Origin of the sequence: Flectobacillus sp. (assembly GCF_049240685.1) — a bacterium.
Classification (GTDB): Bacteria; Bacteroidota; Bacteroidia; order Cytophagales; family Spirosomataceae; genus Flectobacillus.
The window spans coordinates 1-22,474 of record NZ_JBMLSD010000206.1 but is presented as its reverse complement, the minus strand read 5'-3'; the positions used below and the strand labels follow the sequence as shown (position 1 = coordinate 22,474).

The window sequence follows — 22,474 nt, the reverse complement described above, 5'->3', positions numbered from 1 at the left end:
ATAATACGTTTTTTGTCGGCATCAGATAATGCAGTAGAAGCAGTTGCCAAACGAATTGTAGTGTTGGCACGGCTAATACCTTCGTATTTAGCATTCCAGCTACCATTGATATCACCGTCTGTAGCAGGAGCCTCATAACGCTGAATTGGGTTGATGGCAGTATAATCACCAGGGTCGGTACCTTTATTGGCATCACCACCTAAAATTGAACCATACACCCAGTTGTTAGGTCCTGCAAAACGCGTGTAACCTTTACCAGCAAGCATTGCATAAGCACCCAATAATGCTCCTTCAACGCCCTCTTTAGAACTTAATTGTGCCTGAGCCAATGAACCCGTTGGTAATACTGTCAAGAAAGTATCTTCTTTACATGAGAATACCAAAGTAGTCAATGTCAAAGTAGCAACAATTGCTTTTTTTGCACTTGAATATCTTTTCATAAATGGATTTCGATTTAAAATTAGAATTACTTTTTGTTGGTATTCTTGAACGATTAGAATCCTAAGTTCAAGCCAACGTTAAAGCTACGAGTCACTGGATAGTTACCAACATCGATACCGAAGTTTGTATCCACAGCACCACCAACACCAGGGTCTAAGCCTTTGTATTTTGTGATTGTGAAGATGTTGTTGGCTGATACACTGATACGTGCTCTAGAAAGACCTAATTTTGCAAGAGCTGATTTTGGTACAGTATAACCGATAGATAAGTTCTGCATTCTCAAATAAGAACCATCTTCTACGTACCATGAGTTAGATGCACCACTTGTTGACAAGTTAGACGCACTTTCCCAAATTGGAGCCAAAGCATTGTTACCTAATGCTGGAGTCCAAGAATCTTTCGCTCTTACACCCTTACCAGAACCTTCAAATGTTCCGAAGAAGTCAGTAAACCACTTCGACATGTTGAAAATTTTGTTTCCAAGAGAAGTATAGATATAGGTAGCGAAATCAAAGTTTTTGTACTGTAAACCAATATTGATACCACCAGTGTAAGTTGGAACTGGGCTACCTATAAATGTTCTATCATCTGGTGTGATTTTTCCATCTCCGTTAACATCCTTGTATTTGAAACGACCAACAGCAGCGTCAGTTTGAGCAGGAGAACTTTTCACTTCGTCGGCACTTGCAAAGTAACCAATTACTTCGTAGCCAAAGAACGATGAAATACTTTGACCTACAGCGTTACGAATAGGAGAAATACCTCTATATGTCGCTCCTTCAAAATACGATACATTTGGCGCTAATGAAGTAATTTCGTTTTTCAAGAATGAACTGTTCCAAGTCAAATCATATTTCAAATCCTTAGTCAACTTACCTTTATTGATGATTTGGAAATCAATACCAGAGTTCATCATACTAGCAATGTTCACTGATGGAGCAGAAGCCGAAGCACCTACTACCCCAGGAAGAGGTACTTGGAATAACAAATCTTTGGTATCTTTTCTCCACCAATCTAATACTACTTCAAACTTACCATTCAACAAAGTTGCATCAAAACCGATGTTTGTTGTCACAGCAGTCTCCCATTTTGCATCTGGGTTACCAATACGAGAACGGTAGAAACCTGCATCAGCGCCATTGTTAGTACCAGAAATAGGATAGAATGAAGTACCACGATCAGAAGCATACAATGAGTACTGGTTATTTGGGTTCACGTTGTTTGAGTTACCCATTTGACCCCAACCACCACGAATTTTCAAATCAGAAATGAAAGGTATTTCTTTCATGAAATCTTCACTTGTTACACGCCAAGCAGCAGAGAATGCTGGGAATACACCTATACGGCTATTTGCACCAAAACGCGAAGAACCATCACGACGAACCAAAGCAGTCAAATAATATTTATCATTGAAGCTATAGTCTACTTTACCAAACAATGAATAGAAGTTTACACCACTAAACAAGGCTGAGTTTACTACAGGGTTTTGTACTACAGACAAGTTAACATAATCTAAGTCCATAGAGAATGGGTTAATTCCAGACCCTGCAATATTTCTACCTGCACCAGTATTTAATGCTTCGATACCTCCAAAGATTGTAGCTGCATGTTTGTTGATTTTCAACTTATAGCTCGCAGTATTTGTAAATACCCAAGAGAATACATACCCTGAACCTTCACTAAAGCTATTAGATGCCTCAGGCTCTGAATCGCCTAGATATCTGTAGTTATAATCTTTGTAAGCAAAGTTATTATACTGACCACCAATACTCGAACGTAAAGTCAAGTTGTCGATAGGATCTACTTCCAAATAGATATTTCCAAAGCCATTTACATTGAAGTTACCATCGTTACTGTTGTTCAACATTAAACGTCTTACAGGGTTACGAGGGTTGTTAAATCCTTGTGCAATGGTTGAAGCATAGCTACCAAATTCATCAAACACAGGAATAACAGTTGGCATACGGTAAGCCGCCAAAACCTCAGATTCTGAATCAGCAATACCCAAACCGTTGTTTCCACCTGCTTGACCTACAACAGAGCGATAGGTAAATTGGATATTTTCGCCTATTCTTACTCTTTTCGATAAATCAAATTCTGTGTTTGCACGGAAAGAATAACGCTTAAAGCTGTTTGCTAACAAAATACCCGCTTGATCCTGAACGCCTAAACCAATATAATAACGTGAGCTTTCGCTACCTCCGCTAAATCCTAAACTGTGTCTTTGAATTGGAGCTACGCGAGTAATTTCATCATACCAGTTTGTACCAGCCAAATTTGGTTTAATCAAGAATGTATTGCCTGGGTTTGCAGCATAAGCAGCTCTAACTGTTGCAATATCAATATTACTACGAATACCACTACCAAAACCAGTAGCAAACAAATAGGTTGGCAATGTAGCTTGTGCAGAAGTACCGTACTGAGGGTGAGTGTATTGAACAGCAGTACCATTTACGGCTGCGTTGTTACGGTATGCAACGTGAGTCCAATCTGCTTGCTCTTGAGGAGACAACATTTTTGGAGCACCTGACACGTTTGGATCAGTAAAACCAATCAAACCATCATAGCTCACTTCCAGTTTTCTAGCTTTCTTAGTACCTTTCTTTGTAGTATATACGATTACCCCGTTGGCAGCACGAGCACCATAGATAGAAGCAGCAGCAGCATCCTTCAATACCGTAGTAGACTCGATATCATCTGGTGACAAGAAATCTGTAGATCCAACTGGAACCCCATCCACTACATACAAAGGTTCGTTACCACCCAATGCGCCAAAACCACGTACACGAATGATTGAACTTGTACCAGGCTGACCGTTTGTGATAACCGTTACCCCTGATACACGACCTTGTAACTGCTGTTCTACGTTACCTGATGGTACAGCCGTCAAGTCTTTTGCTTTTACTGTCGAAATCGCAGCGGTAGATTCTTTTTTGTTAGTCGTAGCATAACCTGTTACGATTACTTCTTCTAAAGCCGAAACATCCTCGTTCAATACCACATTGATTGAGGTTTGTCCTCCTACGCTAACTTCTTTTGATTTATAACCAATACCCGAAAATAAGAGTACGTCACTTGAAGATTTTGAATTGATAGAAAAACTACCATTAGCATCTGTAGTTGTACCAGTACGTGTACCCTTAATGATAATACTTACGCCTGGAATCCCTTGGTTGTCAACACCAACAACCTTTCCTGTTACTTTTTTGTCTTGAGCTACTGTTGAAAAAGCATACAATAGCATTATACTCAAGACACAAACATGCTTGAAATAATTTAGTAATTTGTTTTTCATATAATTGGTTTTTTGGATAATAATGAACTGAAAACGATTAGTTATGATGTGCCCTTACTGTCTTGTGGTTACCTCCTTTCTTTAGTTTGAAACTGTGGATTTTTTTTAGTTTTTTTTGAATTACTTCAAAAATTAGAAAAATACAATAACAGAATAGTTAAAATGTAGTGTCTTCATATAATAGTGTTAGAAAAATACAAATACTACCGTGTTCTGTACTGTTCTATGAAGTAAAATTCTATATAATATTTTTTTCATGCAAATATTTCTTCATTTTTTTATAAAAAACTTATTAGTTTTACCACATCTAATTGCTTTATCGATTGTCACACTTATTCTACTTAAGTTGATTACACCACCAAGCAAATTTTCATATCAACAATTTCCTGACTAACTTGGAGTGCAATCCATTTTAGGCAAAGGTTTGGAACTACTTATTTATAAAGATGGGCAAATATTTACAAATAGAGCCAAATGCTCAAAAACCCAAATACCAGCAACTTATTGATGATATCATCGAGAAAATTCAGAATGGTACCCTACAACGTGGCGACCAGCTGCCTACAATCAATGAAATCACTCAATCTCTTGGTGTTGCTCGTATGACTATCATTAGAGCTTATGAAGAATTGAGAGAACGTGGAATTGTAGCTGCTCAGCATGGGAAAGGGTATTTTGTGGCGTCAACAGACGTACAAACTACGATGCATGTATTTGTCCTCTTTGATGCCATGAATGCCTATAAAGAAACGCTATTTCACTCACTCAAAGAGGCGCTTGGGGATAATGTTGCTATTAACTTATTCTTTCACTACCATGATTTAAAGGTATTTGAAAACGTTTTAGTCAATAATATTGGTAACTACAACTTTTATATTGTAATGCCACACTTCAATGAGGATGTGTCGCATATAGTCGGACAAATCCCTAAAGACAAGTTGTTGGTGTTGGATATAGATATTGATAAATTCGATAATGACTATGCAGTCTTGTACCAAAATTTTGAAGAAAATATTTACACTGGGCTTCAAGAGGCATTGCCCTTATTGAAAAAGTATAAAACTATAACGCTGTTTTTAAGTAAAAATCAGTTTCAATATACGCCCAATGGTATTATCAAAGGTTTCAAACACTTTACTCAGGAGTTTGAAATCGACTCTAGGATAATCGATAATCTTGAAGTAGATTGTATCGAAGCAGGTCATGCCTATATCCTTTTTCTTGAAAGTGATATTATTAGATTTATGAATCATGTAAACAAGAAAGGGCTACAACTAGGCAAAGATGTAGGCTTACTATCTTATGATGACACCCCAATCAAGCAGATTTTAGGTGAAGATGGTATTACTACTATCTCTAATGATTTTCAAAAAATGGGAAAACTCGCAGGTAGAATGGTACGCAATCGACAAAAAGGCAAAGTTGCGAGTCCAAGTTCTCTCATTGTTCGTGGTAGTTTGTAGAATTGACAAAAAATCCCTCTCACAAGCGTAAGAGGGATTTTTTATATCCATTATTCTGTATGTACGAATTTCTATACTTAGATATATTGGTTAATGATGTTTTCCAATAACTCTTGTTTGCCACTTGTACGAGCTGGCTCGCCACTAGCTAAAGCAATCTCACGTAAATCTTCTAAAGTTAGCTTCCCTGCTTCGTAATCTGCACCTTTACCCGAGTCAAATGACGCATATCTATCAGCACGGATTTTTTTGTATGGAGATTTTGTTAGGATATTATCCGCAATTACCAATGCACGAGCAAAAGAATCCATACCACCAATATGAGCTAAGAAGATATCCTCCAAATCTGTTGAATTACGACGAATTTTGGCATCGAAGTTGATACCTCCGTAGTTGAATCCACCTGCCTCAAGAATAATCAACATTGATTCTGTCAACTCATTCAAATTGTTAGGAAATTGGTCAGTATCCCAACCATTTTGGTAATCACCACGATTGGCATCCATGCTGCCCAACATATTAGCATCAGCAGCTACTTGTAATTCATGTTGGAAAGTATGACCCGCAAGTGTGGCGTGGTTTACCTCAAGGTTCAACATAAAATCGTTTTCTAAGCCGTACTGCTTCAAAAAGCCAATTACTGTTGCAGAGTCAAAATCATATTGATGCTTGGTTGGCTCACATGGTTTTGGTTCAATAAAAAACTTACCAGTAAAGCCATTTCTACGTGCGTAATCACGAGCAGTCACCAAGAAACGCCCCATGTGATCCAACTCACGTTTCATATCTGTATTCAAGAGTGTCATATATCCTTCACGACCACCCCAAAACACATAGTTTTCGCCATTTAGAGCAATCGTAGCATCCAAGGCATTTTTTACTTGTGTAGCGGCATGTGCCAATACCGTAAAATCAGGGTTTGTAGAAGCGCCATTCATGTAGCGAGGATTTGAAAATACGTTTGCCGTACCCCATAGTAACTTTACACCCGATGCAGCTTGTTTTTCTTTAGCATAATCCACAATTGCTTGTAAATTACTTTCATATTCGCTCATTGAATTTCCTTCATCTACCAAATCTACATCATGAAAACAGTAGTAAGGAGCACCAATTTTGGTAAAAAATTCAAACGCTGCATCCATTTTGTCTTTAGCTCTTGCTACAGCCTCAGATTTTACATCCCAAGGAAAACGCTGTGTGCCAGGACCAAACGGATCAGAACCCTGACCGCAGAATGTATGCCAATAAGCAATTGCAAAACGCAAATGCTCTTTCATTGTTTTCCCAGCCACTATACGATTTTCATCATACCATTTGAATGCAAGTGGATTATCAGATTCACGTCCTTCAAATTGAATTTTACCTATGCCAGCGAAATATTCTTTATCGCCCAATGTAATGTTTGCCATTTTATAGGGATTGTTTTTTAGTTAGCTTTTTTATGAAAAAACAACACAACTGTTCTGTACTGTTCTGTTATTTTATTTTACCACGAAAATACAATTATATCTTTGAATCAAAAAATATTTAAAACAAATTAATTCGCTATTCTTATCAAATGAATAAATTGTTGGCCTTGAATAGCTTTTAGCTTTTTTTCATTTGGTATTTGCCTCAAACATTTCATAAGGTTAGATGATTTTTTAAGTAGATTTGTTATTCTAGTTATTGTACAAAGAACTGATTTATATGACTGATTTTGATTATAAAGCCGAGTTGGCCAAAGTTCCCGAAGAACCAGGTGTATATCGATATTTTGATGTTGAAGGAACTGTTATTTATGTTGGTAAAGCCAAAAACCTAAAGAACCGTGTTAGTAGTTATTTTGTCAAATCAAACCAACATGACCGCAAAACCAAAAGGCTCGTAAGCCAAATTCGCAAAATTGAATTTACCATCGTAAATACTGAATTTGATGCTTTGCTTTTAGAAAATAATCTTATAAAAAAGTATCAACCCAAATTTAATATCTTATTGAGAGACGATAAGATGTATCCGTTTATCTGTATTACCAATGAACCTTTTCCCAAAGTTATTACCACTAGGCGTGTAGACCGCAAGCTTGGTACTTTTTTTGGACCATTTGCCAATCAAAAGGCTATGTATGCCATTTTGGAGATGTTTGGACAGTTGTATAAATTTAGAACTTGCAATCTGAACCTCACTCCTTCAAATATCAATAACCGCAAATTTAAAGTTTGTCTCGAATATCATATCGGTAACTGTAAGGGGCCATGCGAGGGGCTACAAAAAGAAGAAGAGTATGGAACCGAAATCGACCAAGCAAAACACATTCTTAAAGGAAATTTAAGTTTACCAAAAGGTTATTTTGAAGAAAAAATGTTAGAGGCCGCCTCAAAACTCGCTTTTGAAGAAGCCCAAGAGTTTAAAGAAAAGTTATTGGTATTAGATAAATTTCAAAGTAAATCAACTGTTGTCAACCCTAATATCAAAGATGTCGATGTATTTTCAATAGTTTCGGATGAGCAAACAGCCTTCCTTAATTTTATGAAAATCACAAATGGCTTTATTACGCAAACACAAACTTGGGATGTTAAGAAAAAGCTTGATGAACTTGATGAAGATATTTTGACAATGATGGTTTGGGAAATGCGAGACAAATACCAAAGTGAAGCCAAAGAAGTAATTACCAATATTCCTTTAGCTATAGAGCTAAAAGGTATCGAAAATACAATACCTCAAATAGGAGATAAACGAAAAATTTTGGATATGTCTCTCAAAAATGTATTGTACTTCAGAAAAGAAAAAGCTGACAGACAAGCTGCAGAGGAAAGCGGTGGAGACCGCAAAATGCGTGTTTTATTGACACTGAAAAACGACCTACAGCTCAAAACCCTCCCACGGCATATCGAATGTTTTGATAACTCCAATATACAAGGAACCAATCCTGTATCGGCGATGGTATGTTTTAAAGATGGTATTCCTTCCAAAAAAGACTATCGTCATTTTACCCCCAAGACCGTAGTAGGTCCCAATGACTTTGCGACGATGTACGAAGTAGTAACAAGAAGATATACTAGGCTTTTGGAAGAAGAAGCCGACTTGCCAGACTTGATTATTATTGACGGAGGAAAAGGCCAACTTTCAGCTTCTTGCGATGCTCTAAAAGCCCTTAATTTATATGGAAAAATACCTATTATTGGTATTGCCAAAAGGCTTGAAGAAATCTATTTCCCTGAAGATAGTATTCCTTTATACATTGATAAAAAGTCGGAATCCCTGAAGCTTATTCAACGCCTCAGAGACGAAGCTCACAGATTTGGGATTACAAAGCATCGAGATAAAAGGAGTAAAAATTTTATCATTAGTCAGCTAGAAAGTATTGATGGAATTGGTAAAGTAACTGCCACAAAACTTCTAAAGCATTTTGGTACGGTAAGCAAAATATATGAGGCTCCTCTTGAAGAACTAGAAACGCTTTTGGGTAAATCAAAAGCTAAATCACTTAAAGAGCAACTCAACATCATTAATCCAGCGTAATAAAAAAGGAGATTCGACCTATCGAATCTCCTTTTTTATTACTCAACACTATAAATTCATCCTAGTATTCCCAAAGGTTATGTTCCATCTCCATCAATTTATATTCTAATTGTTGAGACATCACCAATCCCTTTTTGTCGCCACCATACATCTGCACTAGGTCTTTGTCTTCGGGGTTACCCACTTTGATTGGACGAGCACTGAACAAACGCAAGTCAAAAGCATCTGCCATGTTTTTGTGCTGTGCTTCGTTTTGGACATTGTACCAGATACAATTTGGATTACTACGGAACAACTTATCTAAGTCTTTGTATCTAAACGAAGCTACAATTTTATCAAAACCAGCGGCTGTTTTACTTGCCGGAACAATAATAGTTATAGCTTGGATATCGAAATACAATCTTGAGCGTTGTTTGTCAAAAACGGCATCTTCTTTGATTTCAAGTACTGTCAATTCTCTTGGAAAACGATAGTTGACACTAGATGTTACTGGAGCAGGTTTTGTACCTGCGACTTTGTTATCACCAGCTTTTGGCTTTGGATCACCCCAACCATCATCAGCACCACCACCTGAAGTAGCAGCAGATTCGTTACCGAAACCAGCAGCCTTTTCTTCATCAGAAAGCGCGCTATCGTTGAATTCTTCATCGATTTCGAGGTTCTTCATAAACTCTTCCTTAGAAAGTTTTCTTTTTAAAGAATCGTCTTTATATGGTTGTAAAACTCCACTCTGAACCCATTCAATCAAGTATTTAGTGATTTCGTTGTTTTTAGAGAAAAACGGTTGATTTTGCTTTTCGTTCAAATCCATTCTTCTCCATAAACGTCGCTTCCACATGATATTTGAATCATCGATTGGGCGAACAGAATCTGGATTTTTTCCACTGTTATCTCTTTCTTGTGCTGTTGCCAGCGAGCAAGTCGCCAAAATCGTGAGGGCTGCACTTGCGTATTTTACTAAATTCTTCATTTGAGTTAAGTCGCTATTAGTTTTACAATTACCAACCAAATTTCAGGAAAGAGGGTTGGCTTTTACCAATAAACCTCGAATTCTAAACGATAGATTATCAATATTTATTGAAATCAAACTAATATTTTATTCAGCAATTAGTTCAATGGAAGTACTTTCGTCATGTTGTATGGGATATTTTCAACAGTACCCTTAAAGTTTCTACGTTGTACTCCTTTTACTTCAATAAAATATCTATCACCAGCTTGTGCTTGTGATGCTAAGTTTGAAACGTTCACTGAGCCATTTCCTGTAACATCGCCCACTTTTTTAGTACCGCGAGCCAAAGCCACATAAATTTCACCTACACGGAATTGTGCATCTTCAGGGTTGGTAGACTTGAACGATTCGTCAGCAATAGCACGAGCCTCGATTGTACGAAGACCCGATGCACTAGCGCCACGTCTTTCATCAATTTCACCACCATTACCATAAATTTTCACTTCTGGTCTTGGTACACGTCTTACACGGAAAGTTTCTTTACCCAACAATGTTCCACCGTTTGTCACATTCAAAGTAACAGTAGCTGAACTTGGAACAATTGTTACTTTACCACGCTCCCCAGCAATGGTTTCACCACCATCAGCTGAGAAAGAAGGATTCCATAAAGCACCAAGGCCTGGACTTACAACACTCAAGCGGTTGGCACAGCCCAAATACAAGGCAGGCAATGTAGCTGTTTCGATGTTATAAGTTGGTTTCAATACAAAGTATTCTTTTGTGATTGACTCAGTTTTTGGGCCTGTCGGGCTCATGTAAGATACAGAGGCAGTATATGATTTACGAGCTAAGCCATTTTTGTCATATTCACCACCAGCAGTTTTGAATTTGATTTGACCACGACCATCTTTCACAGGAAGTGCCGAACCATTCAAGCTCATGCGTGGTGTAAAACCACTTGAAGTAGCTGCGATAAATACCTCAGCTTCATAATCCATACCAGCAACAACCGTATTAGCATTAGCAGACACTTGAGCAAATACTTTGTCAAACTTCACTTCTTTTGCACCTACTTTAGCAGCTAATTGACCTAAAACTTCACTTTCATAACGTCTCACTTCAGCTTGCTTTTGGCTCAATGTAGCTAATGCAGCAGGTACTGGAGTTTGAGCAAAATTCAATTCTGCGAAATCTTTGTTTCTTTGATTAGCATCTCTTGAGGCAATAGGATCATCTTTTGCTCCTAAGGCCAATGCAGGGAAAACTGTACCTTTATCAGCAATAGCAGAAAGTTTAGTAACATAGTCGTCCATAGAAGTTGCTAATTGGTAAGCAACACCTTTTTTGCCAGCGCCCACCATTAACTGATATACCTTCTCTTCTTCTTTTGGATTTTTGATTTGACCAGTTTCAGGATCAATTCCACCACCAGCTTCAATTACTTTAGCTTTGGCCTCTTCAATTTGAGAAATTACAGCCTCAGCTATTTTGTGTACCTCTGCGGCTTTGCGTGAAATATCGGCATAAGCAGCTGGATTGGGTAATTCTTTAATTTTTGAATCAATACCTTGGATTGTTCCTTTATTTTTATCAGCTGCCGACTGGTTAGCCGTTTCCAAGCTGTTATTTAATAGCACAAATTTCTGTAAGAGGGCGTCGCTCACTTGCAAGGCAAGCAAGGCTGTTAGCACCAAATACATCATCCCAATCATCTTCTGTCTGGGCGTTTCTTTTAAACCTGCCATCGTATGTTATACTTGAGGATTTTAACGTTTAAGATTGACTACTTCAGAAACTTACGTTTCTATCTCTTTGACATATCAAACAGCTACAATTAATTACCTTTCATAGCCGACAACATACTTCCGTAAACATTGTTTAACGAAGATAAATTGTTTGTCAATTTAGCTAGCTCTTGCTTAAACTGTTGAGTATCCTTGCTAGCATCCGACATATTTTCCATTGCAGTCGTAAGATTGCCATAGAATGCATTCATTGCTTTCAAATGCTTGTTTGTATCCTGCAATTCCAATTCATAAACTGCATTAAGAGCAGACATACTTTGCGTAATTTTTTGGAATTGTGCACGGTAATCTTTAGCATCTTGCGTAGCTGTTGATAATTCAGATACTGCATTCAAAGTAACGCCGTAAGCTTTATTCATTTCGCCTACTGCTACAGAAGCAGCCTTTACGTTCTTAGCATATTCTGTAGTAGCAATCGTAGCATCCGAAATTTCACCAATTTTTGAAACCGACTCCGTCAATGATTTTAAGCTTTTTCCTAAATTATCAAATACTTCAGGAGAAACTTTTGCATTAGCCAATGCTTCGTCCATTTTGGCTGTTAAGCCTGAACCACCTGTAAAAGAACCACGAGAAGTAGACTTTGGTAATTCACCTTGAAAATCTTTAGATAATTCTGGATATACCCTTTCCCATTCATAGTCTTTTTCGGGCTTAGCCGTAGCATACAAAATAGCAAATAAGATAAAGATAGCAGCCTCTGTTAGCATACCTACCATTAGCATTTGATTGGCTCCTTCTAAGTGTAAGATTTTGAACAATGCTCCAACGATAACTACTGCGGCACCAGCACTGGCGATAACGTTAATAATTTTTTCTAAGCCCTTCATTTGATCTGAAAATGATTAAAAGTGGAATTTAAAATGTACAGTTTCGAGTTTTGTTTTAAAATTAAAAAGATTTGACTCTTTTTGGATTACTAAAATCATTTTATGATTCGACAGTAATTATTTTTCAATAGTAGTAAATTTATTTCAAAGTAAAAGGTAATCCGTTGCTGGTACGTACTATGCCCAAACAACTGATTACCTTTGTTGAAAATTTTATCTAAATTCTTTTCCTGATGAACGTCCTAAGTGTGTCATTGCACAACGGAAGCCAATGTAAGAACGTTTCTTATCCTCATACTCATAAGAGCGAGTACCTGTTTCAAGATAATACGCAACGTCTTTCCAAGAACCACCTCTAATTACTTTTCGAGGCTCGTCTTTATCATCGTTCAAGGTGTTCAAGTCCCATGTAATAGCAACCGAGTTATCAGAATATGCATCAATACACCACTCTGCCACGTTGCCCGCCATATTGTACAAGCCATAATCATTAGGATTATAGGCATTTACTGGTGCCGTATATGCATAACCATCAGAATCGTAATTACCTCTGTGTGGTTTAAAGTTTGCCAACAAACAACCTTTACCATTAGCAACATAAGGGTTACCCCAAGGATATTTAGCAGAAGCTTTACCGCCACGAGCAGCCCATTCCCATTCTGCCTCCGAAGGTAGTCTAAAACGAGGAGAGATATACATTCCCTCAGCGGTACGGTAATCATTTAGCGCTTTTGTACGCCATTCACAGAAATATTTAGCGGCTCTCCAGCTCACGCCTACTACAGGGTAAAGGTCAAATGCTGGACTAGAGAAGTAATATTCTGTCATGGGATCGCCATTGTGATAGGTAAAATCTTTACTCCATACAGTTGTATCTGGGTAATATTCTGTCATGATTTTCTCTTCTCCTAAAACAGAGATAGAATCTGTTAGCATGGCAGTCGTAAACTGACGGTATTCGTTGTTGCTGATTTCTGTGTCATCTAAGAAAAACTGTGCAACTGATACACGTTTGTTAAAGTTTACAGAAGACGAAACGATATCTTCGTCTGCCTGACCCATCATGTAAGAACCAGAAGGGATTAACACCATTCCTTGCGGGGTAGTTTGTTTCCAACCTTTACGAGAGGTCGCAACAATCTCACCATTGACCATACCAATGTCTTCTTTCTTACTGTTACGGCTTTTCTTTCCTCCTTTTCCTTTAGAGGCAACTTCTCTCCCTTTTCCACTTTTACTTTTGCTACTTGAAGTTTTCCCACCTTTTTTACCAGATGAAGAACTACAACTATCTAACAATAGTACCGGAACAGCCAGAAGGATTAATAATAGAGTTTTCCTAAAAATTACACTGTAATTCATATTGATTTTACTTTTGCGATTGATACCTGCTTTGAAACGGGTAAATAATTCTCAAAATTGTAAGTGATATTGATTTTATTGACGGTATACTAGAAAATGTTTCTCGTCTGAAAATTTTGACTAGTAGTTTTTAATTAGATATCAAAATGGTATTTGTTAATTTTTCTTAAAACGAGCGAAAAAATAATTTATTATGCTATCCCTGATGAGCAAAGTTAATAATTTTTTGCCTAGTACTCTAATACATTATCGATTTGATTCACAAGCTTATGCTTATAAACAGTCCTTTTGTATGCTTCTTCTAATATTTTAGAGAAACTACAGCTTATTTTCTAAATCTTGGAGTCCTTACAGGAGCTTTTTTGCCTGCAAACAATTTGGGCGCTGGTAACGAATAACTGAGCAATATTTCATGCGAGGTTGGGGCTTTGGCGGATGCTCCTCGGGATGAGGTCAAATCTAACGAATATCCTATTCGTAAGGCGTTATTCTGTAATAGCGAAATTCCAGCAATAATAATGCCAGCATCATTCAATCGATAAGTACCCCCAAACCAGTATTTTTCTTGGTAATTGAGTACAGCTCCTCCCTCTAAGACTTGTGTTTTAAAATCTGTTCTAAATAAGGCCGTTGGTACAATTTCTAAATCGTCGCTTAAATAATAATTTATACTACCATGTAGATTGACGGTCTGAACAGCTCTGTTCGACAAGCTTGCGATTCCAAAGTTGTATTCGGGCTGGGTTATGTGATTAAAGCTAGCGCCTACCTGAAAATTACTATTTTTAAATATCGCGCCCACACTAAAATCAGGTCTACTTTGGCTTACTCTACCAGAAAGCCCATCTAAAACAGGGTCATTTTCGTCGCGTGGTCGGAAACTACTATCATAATTTTTGATATGAAATCCACCGCTAGCCCCTATTGATAATAAGCTAGCATCTGACAACTTTAGCTGATACGAGTAGGCAAGCTTCATATCTTGATATCCCGCACCTGATGGTGTCTTATCGTTGACAAAGGATAAACCTAGTCCGCTTCTTAGACCATTTAGTGGCATCGATACATTAAAAATTTGTGTACCTAACGAGCCAGCTCCATCTAAGGATGTCTGATAGCCTGTCCACTGATTACGATAATGAAGTTGGAATTTGAGAACCCCATCAAGCCCTGCAGCAGCGGGATTGATATACATAGGGTTAAACATATACTGACTCAATTGAGCATCCTGTTGAGCTTTCACAGGAAAAATCCCAATCAATCCAAAGGCCAAAAGAAGGAATAATAGTTGTTTTTGCATAATATTCTTGAACTAGGTATGCTCGTACATCAAGGTACTCAAATGATTAAGAGGCAATCGTTCACTTAGCTTTTTGCAAGAGTTTAGGATACCCCAACAATCCGCTTTCCCAAAACTAATAACAATTTCCAAATAATCACTACAATTTCTGTATTGAGAGACAGGATTATTCGAAAAATCGTTTCAAAGTTTTCAAGAAAATTTTAGTCATGCCGAATCACTTGATATAAACGGACAAGACTTATAATTTGTTGTAAATAAAAAGAAAGAGGTCAGACTTGTGCATACAAATCTGACCTCTTTCTTTAGCAATACGCTTGGCTAAAATTAGCTTAATCTTAGCTCTCCAAGCCATAAGTTCGATAAAATGTACCTAACAAGGCTTAAAGCATACTACATGCATTTTGTTGCATATATATTTTGTAAATATTTTACAACCCGTTTACTTTTTTGATATACAATTCTAATGCTCCCGACATTGAAGGCGCGTTGGGTAGCGGTGCTTGAATATCCAAAATCAAACCTGCATCAGTAACGGCCTTGGCAGTTGTAGGGCCAAATGCGGCGATACGAGTTTTGTTTTGTTGAAAATCTGGAAAATTATCAAACAATGATTTGATACCTGATGGACTAAAAAATGCCAAAATATCGTAATATACATCTTCTAGGTCAGACAAATCCGAAGATACCGTTTCATACATAACAGCTTCAGTCAAATGCAAATCGTTTGTACCCATAAACTCAGGGATATCGTTACGACGTTTGTCTGAGCAAGGGAACAAAAACTTCTCACTTTTATGCTTTTTAATCAACTCCAACAAATCTGCTGCAGTTTTTTGGCCTGAGAAAATTTTACGCTTACGAATAACAATATATTTCTGAAGGTAAATAGCCGTTTGTTCGGTGATGCAGAAATACTTCATGTCTGCAGGAACCTCAATACGTGCTTCTTTACAGATACGGAAAAAATGGTCAACAGCATTACGGCTAGTAAAAATTATTGCCGTATGGTCTAGAATGTTGATTTTTTGCTTACGGAAATCTTTGAATGAAACGCCTTGTATCTCAATAAATGGACGAAAATCTACCTTAATATTGTATCTTTTTGCCAACTCAAAATAAGGTGACTTTTCATCTGTTGGCCGTGCTTGTGACACTAAAATGCTGGATACTTTGGTTAATCTGTCTGGATGTGCGTTTACTGTTGTTTCGCTCATGCTCAATGCAGTTAAACTTTAATGTGGTGATAAATGTTGAAGCCTTTTATAGGGCAAATCGTATCCCAACTATCAAGGGAATTAATTCAACGATGCAAAGATACGAAAATAAATACAGATTTTTTAAAGGTGTTAGCTTATTTATCGTAAAGTAAATCAATATTAATCTTACGATAAAAAAGATAGAAATAGGTACAAATAGGATTTCTTGGGCATTTTTGAGCACATCAGGATACGAAACTGAGCAGTAACTTAGAACCATAGCCAATAACAAAAAAAATAGACTCGATGCTTGAATTACCTTAAAAAAATGAATATTGGTGATATTTTCTAACCGATAAAGGTTGGTCAAAATAGCCAACACTACATATTTGCCTATTAGTATAAAAAATATTACTATTCCTAGTTCAAGAAAATTGACAAACAAGCTCATCAAACTTTCATTATCGAGCAAAATAGTACTTACCGAAAACAAATCGGTTTCTTCGTTTTGCACCAACATGATGATAAATGATAGTGTAAAACTAAGATTGAGTACAAAAAGTAAATTAGCTAAGTCAAAAGGTTTATTAATGACTAATGAGTCGTCTCGGAGATTAATCGTGAGTAAGTCTCGAATACTAAAATATCTGTCGAATGCTTTGGGCTGAATATTATATAAAAATGCGTAGCTAATTGCTAAGAATAATATGCTCAAAATCAGATAATCTTGAAAAGGTGTGAGTTCTCTGGGGATGACCGTAAGTAATGAATCGGAGATTTGAATACTTTTCTCCACCTTAGACACTTTATTACCTACTAAAACCGAGATAGACTCTACATTAGTGTTTTTTCCGTAAAAGGTTAAAAACACTTTATATTTCCCATATTTTTCTTTCAAACTATCGATATCCATGACCACCCACTGTTCTACGGGTAGTTTGCGCTGCAAAGAAGCATTTATGAATAAATAATTTTCTTTACTTGAAAAATATAGCAGTTTATATCCTCGGTAATTTTCTGAGTCAAAAAATAAGCTAAAAGAGTTATAATCCTTATGCTCATTACGAATATAAGGAACATACGCTTTGTACTGTTCGTCAAATACCTGCCAGTCGTCATGATAATCATATACTAAGTAGTAGGCATTATCAGGGCCAACATTCCCTGCTTTTGCAGCAGGCGCCAAGGCAAGCATCATCATCCCAACAAGAAATACTTGAAATGGCATGAAGCACAAAAACCTGACAAATCTGGATTTGTCAGGTTTTGTTGTATTTTGATAATATGAATGGTCGACTAGTTGCAATAGTTTGTAATATTTTTACAAAATTACATCACCTATCAGCAAAAGCCAACTACCAACTCACAATTATTTCAAACCTAAAGCTTTCAACATTGTTTCGCCAATGTCAGCTGGAGAATGTACCACATGGATACCACACTCTTCCATGATAGCCATTTTGGCAGCAGCGGTATCGTCAGCACCACCAATGATAGCACCAGCGTGACCCATACGACGTCCTTTCGGAGCAGTCTGACCTGCGATAAAACCAACTACCGGCTTCTTGTTACCAGTTTCTTTGATCCAGCGAGCAGCCTCAGCTTCCATTCCACCACCGATTTCACCAATCATTACGATACCCTCAGTTTCAGGGTCGTTCATCAACAACTCAACAGCTTCTTTAGTAGTTGTACCAATAATTGGGTCACCACCGATACCGATAGCCGTAGTTTGACCTAAGCCAGCCTTAGTTAATTGGTCTACTGCTTCGTAAGTTAAGGTTCCTGATTTTGAAACAATACCGATTTTACCTTTAGAGAAGATAAACGCAGGCATAATACCTACTTTACATTCACCTGCAGTCATTACGCCAGGGCAGTTAGGGCCAATCAAACGAGTGTCTTTGCCTTTGATGTATTCTTTAGCGTAGATCATGTCCTTAGTAGGAATACCTTCAGTGATACAAATAATCACTTTGATACCAGCATCAGCTGATTCCATGATAGCATCTGCAGCAAAAGCTGGCGGAACAAAAATAATCGAAGTGTCAGCACCTACTTGTTGAACAGCCTCCAATACAGTATTGAAAACCGGACGGTCAAGGTGAGTAGTACCACCTTTTCCTGGAGTAACACCACCTACGACGTTCGAGCCGTATTCTATCATCTGCTGAGCATGGAAAGTACCTTCCGAGCCCGTAAAGCCTTGTACAATTATTCTAGAGTTTTTGTTAACAAGTACACTCATTTTTTCGTGTCGTTATCTGTTATTGAAAATTCCTATTATTAAGAAAAGTTTCGTAAAGGTAAAAGGTGAATGCCAAAGAGCAAAAAGTAATTATTATTTAGCTCGTTTTTATTCGGTGGCAATATTACAACAATTTGATATACAAGACTTTAATATTTAATTAAATTCTGCTAATTTTTTATAGATTCATCCATTAACAAAAAGAATTCTTATCTTAATCTTTCAATATTAGGCTAAACTATTTTTAATATGGAAAATTTTCAGTTCAACAAACAAAACCATATTGCTCACGTTGTCATCAATCGCCCCCAAAAAGCAAATGCTTTGGATGCCCAATCTTGGGAGGAGCTACTATCTATCTTTGAACAAATCAACGATGACGATTCTATCAGAGTAGTAATTCTGACTGGCGGAGCAAGCAAACATTTCTGTGCAGGGATAGACCTCTCGCTTTTAACGTCGATTACTCAAAGCTTAGCTACTTGCGAAGGAAGAAAAAGAGAAAAACTTCGAAAGCAAATCCTTTCGTTACAAGCTCCTATCAATGCCATCGAGGCCTGTAGCAAACCTGTTATTGTTGCTATCCACGGAGGTTGCATAGGGGCTGGGGTCGACCTTATTTGTGCGGCCGATATGCGTTACTGTTCTCGCGATGCTTATTTTACTATTAAAGAAATTGACATGGGTATGGTTGCAGACCTAGGTACTTTGCAACGTTTGCCCAAGCTTATTCATTCGGGCATTGTACGAGAACTAGCTTTTACGGGCAGAGCGGTCTTGGCCGAAGAGGCTCAACAGATTGGGCTTGTCAATAAAACCTTTGACACAAAAGAAGAGTTAGAGCAATATGTTTGGGAGATAGCGACTCAAATTGCAGCTAAATCTCCGATTGCGATTAGAGGTACCAAGCATATTATCAACTATAGCCTCGACCACAACCTTCAGGATAGCCTCGAGTATATTGCCACTTGGAATGCAGGAATGATTCTTTCGAGTGACCTGGAAGAAGCTTTTTTGGCACAAATGCAAAAGCGACCTGCAAAATTTGAAGATTAAATTTACTGATTGATAATATTATAGATTGTATTTTTGTAAAAATGTCGTCGTAGCTTACGGTTATTAGCCAAAAGCTAAAAGGTTTGCTCAAGATTTGAGAGCAATTTCTATTAAAATTAATCAAGATACATCATCTTTGGAGGGCTATTGCTGCCTATCTGGATTCTTCATAATACGATGCTTACTAATTTAAAGATTAAAAATTATGCGCTAATCGAGCGCCTGGAGCTAACTCCTAATCCTGCCCTGAATATCATTACAGGTGAAACGGGTGCAGGTAAATCTATTATGTTGGGAGCGATTGGCTTGTTGTTAGGAAATCGTGCCGACACCAAAACCTTGTATAATCCAGAGGAGAAATGTGTCATTGAGGGAGAGTTCAACCTTTCTGGTTTTATCATCAAAAATCTTTTTGAAGAGGAAGAACTAGACTATGAGGAGCATTGCATCATTCGTCGCGAAATTTCGCCTCAAGGCAAAACTCGCGCCTTCATCAACGACACCCCCGTAAACCTTGAATCGCTAAGACGCATTGCTTCTCAGTTGATGGATGTTCATTCGCAACACGACAATTTGCTACTCGGTGCTACAGAATACCAACTCCAGATTGTTGATACTTTTGCACAAAATGATACCCTTTTAGAAAAATATAAAATTGATTTTAGCAATTACCAAAAAGCCCTTAAAGCCTACGAAGAGCTAGTGGGTGATGCCAAAAATAGTAAAAAAGAATTTGACTATAACTCCTTCCTCTTAGAAGAGCTACAAAAGGCAAAACTCAAAGGAAACGAAATAGAAAGCCTTGAAAATGAACTAAATAAACTCGAAAATGCAGAAGATGTAAAATCCAAACTGCAACAGTCGGCAGAAATATTGAATGGCTCCGAACAATCGATTATATCTTTGTTTGGCACTACTTTAGCCAACCTTAATGCTATTAGTCAATATGGTGAGCATTTCAGACAATTGCGTGAGAGACTCAATTCGTGTTTGATCGAAATCAAAGATATTTCGAATGAAATAGAAGGTGAATCGGAGCAAGTAGAAATAGATAATGAGAAAATAGAAGCGCTACAGGTACGAGTAGATACGATTTATCATTTATTACAAAAACATCAGGTCAAAAAAGATACTGACTTATTAAAGATTCAAGCAGACCTAGAAGTAAAAGTAGCCAAAGTACTGAATCTTGATGAAAATCTAGCCGAGGCAAAAGCCAAGGTTGAAAAGGCAGAAAAAGCCTTACAAAAAAGCGCCGAAGCTCTCTCAAAGTCTCGACTGAATGTACTGAGCACCATTGAGTCACAGATTACTGGCTTGTTGATTGACCTAGGAATGCCCAATGCCGCATTAAAAGTTGAAAATGAATTTATCAAACCTTCTCCAACAGGAATCAACGTGGTAAATCTGTTATTTTCGGCTAATAAGGGTATCAAACCACAACCTCTCAAAAATGTAGCTTCTGGTGGTGAATTTAGCCGTTTGATGCTGGCAATCAAATATATATTAGCCAACAAGCGTGCTTTACCAACTATCGTTTTTGACGAAATAGACACAGGTATTTCGGGTGAGGTATCTATTAAAGTAGGAAATATGATGCGTGAAATGAGCAAAAGCCATCAAATTATCGCCATTACTCACCTGCATCAGATTGCCGCTCAAGGGTCTGTTCATTATTTTGTATACAAAGACCACTCATCTGCAAGAACCGTTTCGCGAATTAAGGAGTTATCTAAAGAAGAACGGATTATGGAAATTGCCCAAATGATTGGTGGACAAAACCCCTCTGCGGCTATTTTAGACAATGCCCGTGAAATCCTTGAAAAACATCTTCAAGAATAATAACTGACTATTGTCATTTTATAAAGAGCAAACATCCTCTTTTTTTGCTGTTTGATTCTAGCCAATTACCTAACACCCTTTGCTAGTTCGTAGAACGATATATTTTAAATGCTTATGAAAAAGATTATCATTCCTGTTTTGTTCCTTTTGGGAGCAAGTTCTTGTCAGAAAGCGCAACAAGAAGATCAACAAAAAAAGCTCATTGATGAAGTGATTGCCGTGCATGATGAAGTAATGCCTAAAATGGATGAAATCATGACACTGAAAAGTCAACTCGACAGTGTAGCCAAAATTTCAAAAGATTCGGTAAAAGCACGTGATTTGTTTATTCAGCTCGATTCGGCAGATATCAAAATGTCCAACTGGATGGCCGAATACAATCCAGAATCGGTAAAGGGTAAAGGTAATGAGGCAGTGATGAAATATCTCGAGAATGAGAAAAAAAGAATCAACGAGGTAAAAGAAATTACGAATACAAGTATCACAAACGCCAAACAATTTTTAGGTAAATAATGCAACTATCTTCATTAACAAACAAAGCTTTAATGGTAGGAATAGCATTATTGACTTGGTCATGTTCTGATGGCTCAAAAAAACTCCCCTACCTTGGTCAAAAAAGTGTAGAAACCAGAGTAGAAAATGGTAAAACTATCACCGATTCGGTTTATCATACGATTCCTGATTTTAGTTTTATCAATCAAGACTCTGTGGCTTTTACTCAGAAAGATGTTGAAGGCAAAATTTATGTGGCCGACTTTTTCTTTACGACTTGTCCAACGATTTGTCCTAAAATGAAAACTCAAATGTTAAGAGTTTTTGAAAAATATAAAGACAATCCACATTTCATGATTTTATCACATACCATCGACCCTCGACATGATACACCAAGTGTTTTGAAGGAGTTTGGACAAAACTTGGGGCTTGATGCCAAAAAGTGGCAAATGGTAACAGGAGATAAAATGAAAATTTATGAACTAGGGCAAAAAAGCTATATGGTTACCGCTACCGACGACCCCACACAACCAGGAGGTATCGTGCACAGTGGAGCCTTTATTTTAGTGGATAAAGACCGTCATATCAGGGGTATCTACGACGGGACTGTTCCCGAAAAAGTTGATAATTTAATAAAGGATATCGAAGTGCTTCTGGCCGAACAATATCCGCAAAAATAGTTTTGAAATAG

At 37.4% G+C, this 22,474-nt stretch carries 16 protein-coding genes and 1 pseudogene; 6 read left to right on the top strand and 11 right to left on the bottom strand.

The genetic code is table 11. The features are described 5' to 3' along the window. Both ACOVQ4_RS09475 and ACOVQ4_RS09470 read right to left on the bottom strand, forming a co-directional pair. Positions 1–440: pseudogene (locus ACOVQ4_RS09475) on the bottom strand (RagB/SusD family nutrient uptake outer membrane protein); the annotation flags it as partial. 53 nt (positions 441–493) lie between these two features. Continuing rightward, positions 494–3,736: a SusC/RagA family TonB-linked outer membrane protein gene (locus ACOVQ4_RS09470; RefSeq protein ID WP_421820410.1), complete on the bottom strand. Its 3,243-nt coding sequence runs from the start codon at positions 3,734–3,736 to the stop codon at positions 494–496. Between the two features lie 446 nt (positions 3,737–4,182). Between ACOVQ4_RS09470 and ACOVQ4_RS09465 the strand changes: the two genes are divergently transcribed. Next, a complete protein-coding gene (locus ACOVQ4_RS09465) occupies positions 4,183–5,199 on the top strand; it encodes a GntR family transcriptional regulator (RefSeq protein ID WP_421820409.1) in 1,017 nt (338 codons plus the stop codon). A gap of 77 nt (positions 5,200–5,276) precedes the next feature. On the opposite strand, the gene xylA is transcribed toward ACOVQ4_RS09465, so the two are convergent. Next, positions 5,277–6,608: a xylose isomerase gene (xylA, locus tag ACOVQ4_RS09460; RefSeq protein WP_421820408.1), complete on the bottom strand. Its 1,332-nt coding sequence runs from the start codon at positions 6,606–6,608 to the stop codon at positions 5,277–5,279. Between the two features lie 280 nt (positions 6,609–6,888). Between xylA and uvrC the strand changes: the two genes are divergently transcribed. Further along, entirely contained in the window at positions 6,889–8,700 is a 1,812-nt protein-coding gene (uvrC, locus tag ACOVQ4_RS09455; RefSeq protein WP_421820407.1) for an excinuclease ABC subunit UvrC, read from the top strand. A 61-nt stretch (positions 8,701–8,761) separates the two neighbouring features. Here uvrC and gldN read toward each other — a convergent pair whose 3' ends face one another. The 8 genes from gldN to sucD form a co-directional block, all read right to left on the bottom strand. Further along, positions 8,762–9,670 carry a gliding motility protein GldN gene (gldN, locus tag ACOVQ4_RS09450; RefSeq protein ID WP_421820406.1) on the bottom strand — a complete coding sequence of 303 codons (909 nt, stop codon included), beginning with the start codon at positions 9,668–9,670 and terminating at the stop codon, positions 8,762–8,764. Between the two features lie 137 nt (positions 9,671–9,807). Next, positions 9,808–11,394, bottom strand: coding sequence for a gliding motility protein GldM (gldM, locus tag ACOVQ4_RS09445; protein WP_421820405.1), 1,587 nt, complete (start codon positions 11,392–11,394; stop codon positions 9,808–9,810). A gap of 89 nt (positions 11,395–11,483) precedes the next feature. After that, positions 11,484–12,284 carry a gliding motility protein GldL gene (gene gldL / locus ACOVQ4_RS09440; RefSeq protein WP_421820404.1) on the bottom strand — a complete coding sequence of 267 codons (801 nt, stop codon included), beginning with the start codon at positions 12,282–12,284 and terminating at the stop codon, positions 11,484–11,486. A gap of 213 nt (positions 12,285–12,497) precedes the next feature. After that, the gene (locus ACOVQ4_RS09435; protein WP_421820403.1) at positions 12,498–13,646 is read right to left on the bottom strand and encodes an SUMF1/EgtB/PvdO family nonheme iron enzyme; all 1,149 of its coding nucleotides are present in this window, start codon (positions 13,644–13,646) and stop codon (positions 12,498–12,500) included. Between the two features lie 325 nt (positions 13,647–13,971). Then, complete coding sequence (locus ACOVQ4_RS09430) at positions 13,972–14,946, bottom strand: type IX secretion system membrane protein PorP/SprF (protein ID WP_421820402.1); 975 nt, start codon at positions 14,944–14,946, stop codon at positions 13,972–13,974. Positions 14,947–15,377: 431 nt separating this feature from the next. Further along, positions 15,378–16,163: a uroporphyrinogen-III synthase gene (locus ACOVQ4_RS09425; RefSeq protein ID WP_283382301.1), complete on the bottom strand. Its 786-nt coding sequence runs from the start codon at positions 16,161–16,163 to the stop codon at positions 15,378–15,380. 46 nt (positions 16,164–16,209) lie between these two features. Then, positions 16,210–17,373 carry a DUF4271 domain-containing protein gene (locus ACOVQ4_RS09420; RefSeq protein ID WP_421820401.1) on the bottom strand — a complete coding sequence of 388 codons (1,164 nt, stop codon included), beginning with the start codon at positions 17,371–17,373 and terminating at the stop codon, positions 16,210–16,212. Between the two features lie 141 nt (positions 17,374–17,514). After that, on the bottom strand, positions 17,515–18,393 hold the full coding sequence (gene sucD, locus ACOVQ4_RS09415; protein WP_421820400.1) for a succinate--CoA ligase subunit alpha: 879 nt from the start codon (positions 18,391–18,393) through the stop codon (positions 17,515–17,517). A 249-nt stretch (positions 18,394–18,642) separates the two neighbouring features. On the opposite strand from sucD, the gene ACOVQ4_RS09410 reads away from it, so the two are divergent. The 4 genes from ACOVQ4_RS09410 to ACOVQ4_RS09395 all read left to right on the top strand — a co-directional run bounded on the left by ACOVQ4_RS09410 (position 18,643) and on the right by ACOVQ4_RS09395 (position 22,463). Continuing rightward, positions 18,643–19,449 carry a crotonase/enoyl-CoA hydratase family protein gene (locus tag ACOVQ4_RS09410; RefSeq protein WP_421820399.1) on the top strand — a complete coding sequence of 269 codons (807 nt, stop codon included), beginning with the start codon at positions 18,643–18,645 and terminating at the stop codon, positions 19,447–19,449. Between the two features lie 177 nt (positions 19,450–19,626). Continuing rightward, a complete protein-coding gene (recN, locus tag ACOVQ4_RS09405; RefSeq protein WP_421820398.1) occupies positions 19,627–21,291 on the top strand; it encodes a DNA repair protein RecN in 1,665 nt (554 codons plus the stop codon). A 114-nt stretch (positions 21,292–21,405) separates the two neighbouring features. Further along, complete coding sequence (locus tag ACOVQ4_RS09400) at positions 21,406–21,804, top strand: viral A-type inclusion protein (RefSeq protein WP_421820397.1); 399 nt, start codon at positions 21,406–21,408, stop codon at positions 21,802–21,804. Further along, a complete protein-coding gene (locus ACOVQ4_RS09395) occupies positions 21,804–22,463 on the top strand; it encodes an SCO family protein (protein WP_421820396.1) in 660 nt (219 codons plus the stop codon). Before ACOVQ4_RS09400 ends, ACOVQ4_RS09395 begins: the two co-directional genes overlap by 1 nt. Positions 22,464–22,474 lie beyond the last annotated feature (11 nt).

What these genes read in the sequence shown, in the direction of transcription:
- ACOVQ4_RS09470 (WP_421820410.1), bottom strand. Translation starts at nt 3,736, where the DNA reads ATGAAAAACAAATTACTAAATTATTTCAAGCATGTTTGTGTCTTGAGT.
- ACOVQ4_RS09465 (WP_421820409.1), top strand. Translation starts at nt 4,183, where the DNA reads ATGGGCAAATATTTACAAATAGAGCCAAATGCTCAAAAACCCAAATAC.
- xylA (WP_421820408.1), bottom strand. Translation starts at nt 6,608, where the DNA reads ATGGCAAACATTACATTGGGCGATAAAGAATATTTCGCTGGCATAGGT.
- uvrC (WP_421820407.1), top strand. Translation starts at nt 6,889, where the DNA reads ATGACTGATTTTGATTATAAAGCCGAGTTGGCCAAAGTTCCCGAAGAA.
- gldN (WP_421820406.1), bottom strand. Translation starts at nt 9,670, where the DNA reads ATGAAGAATTTAGTAAAATACGCAAGTGCAGCCCTCACGATTTTGGCG.
- gldM (WP_421820405.1), bottom strand. Translation starts at nt 11,394, where the DNA reads ATGGCAGGTTTAAAAGAAACGCCCAGACAGAAGATGATTGGGATGATG.
- gldL (WP_421820404.1), bottom strand. Translation starts at nt 12,284, where the DNA reads ATGAAGGGCTTAGAAAAAATTATTAACGTTATCGCCAGTGCTGGTGCC.
- ACOVQ4_RS09435 (WP_421820403.1), bottom strand. Translation starts at nt 13,646, where the DNA reads ATGAATTACAGTGTAATTTTTAGGAAAACTCTATTATTAATCCTTCTG.
- ACOVQ4_RS09430 (WP_421820402.1), bottom strand. Translation starts at nt 14,946, where the DNA reads ATGCAAAAACAACTATTATTCCTTCTTTTGGCCTTTGGATTGATTGGG.
- ACOVQ4_RS09425 (WP_283382301.1), bottom strand. Translation starts at nt 16,163, where the DNA reads ATGAGCGAAACAACAGTAAACGCACATCCAGACAGATTAACCAAAGTA.
- ACOVQ4_RS09420 (WP_421820401.1), bottom strand. Translation starts at nt 17,373, where the DNA reads ATGCCATTTCAAGTATTTCTTGTTGGGATGATGATGCTTGCCTTGGCG.
- sucD (WP_421820400.1), bottom strand. Translation starts at nt 18,393, where the DNA reads ATGAGTGTACTTGTTAACAAAAACTCTAGAATAATTGTACAAGGCTTT.
- ACOVQ4_RS09410 (WP_421820399.1), top strand. Translation starts at nt 18,643, where the DNA reads ATGGAAAATTTTCAGTTCAACAAACAAAACCATATTGCTCACGTTGTC.
- recN (WP_421820398.1), top strand. Translation starts at nt 19,627, where the DNA reads ATGCTTACTAATTTAAAGATTAAAAATTATGCGCTAATCGAGCGCCTG.
- ACOVQ4_RS09400 (WP_421820397.1), top strand. Translation starts at nt 21,406, where the DNA reads ATGAAAAAGATTATCATTCCTGTTTTGTTCCTTTTGGGAGCAAGTTCT.
- ACOVQ4_RS09395 (WP_421820396.1), top strand. Translation starts at nt 21,804, where the DNA reads ATGCAACTATCTTCATTAACAAACAAAGCTTTAATGGTAGGAATAGCA.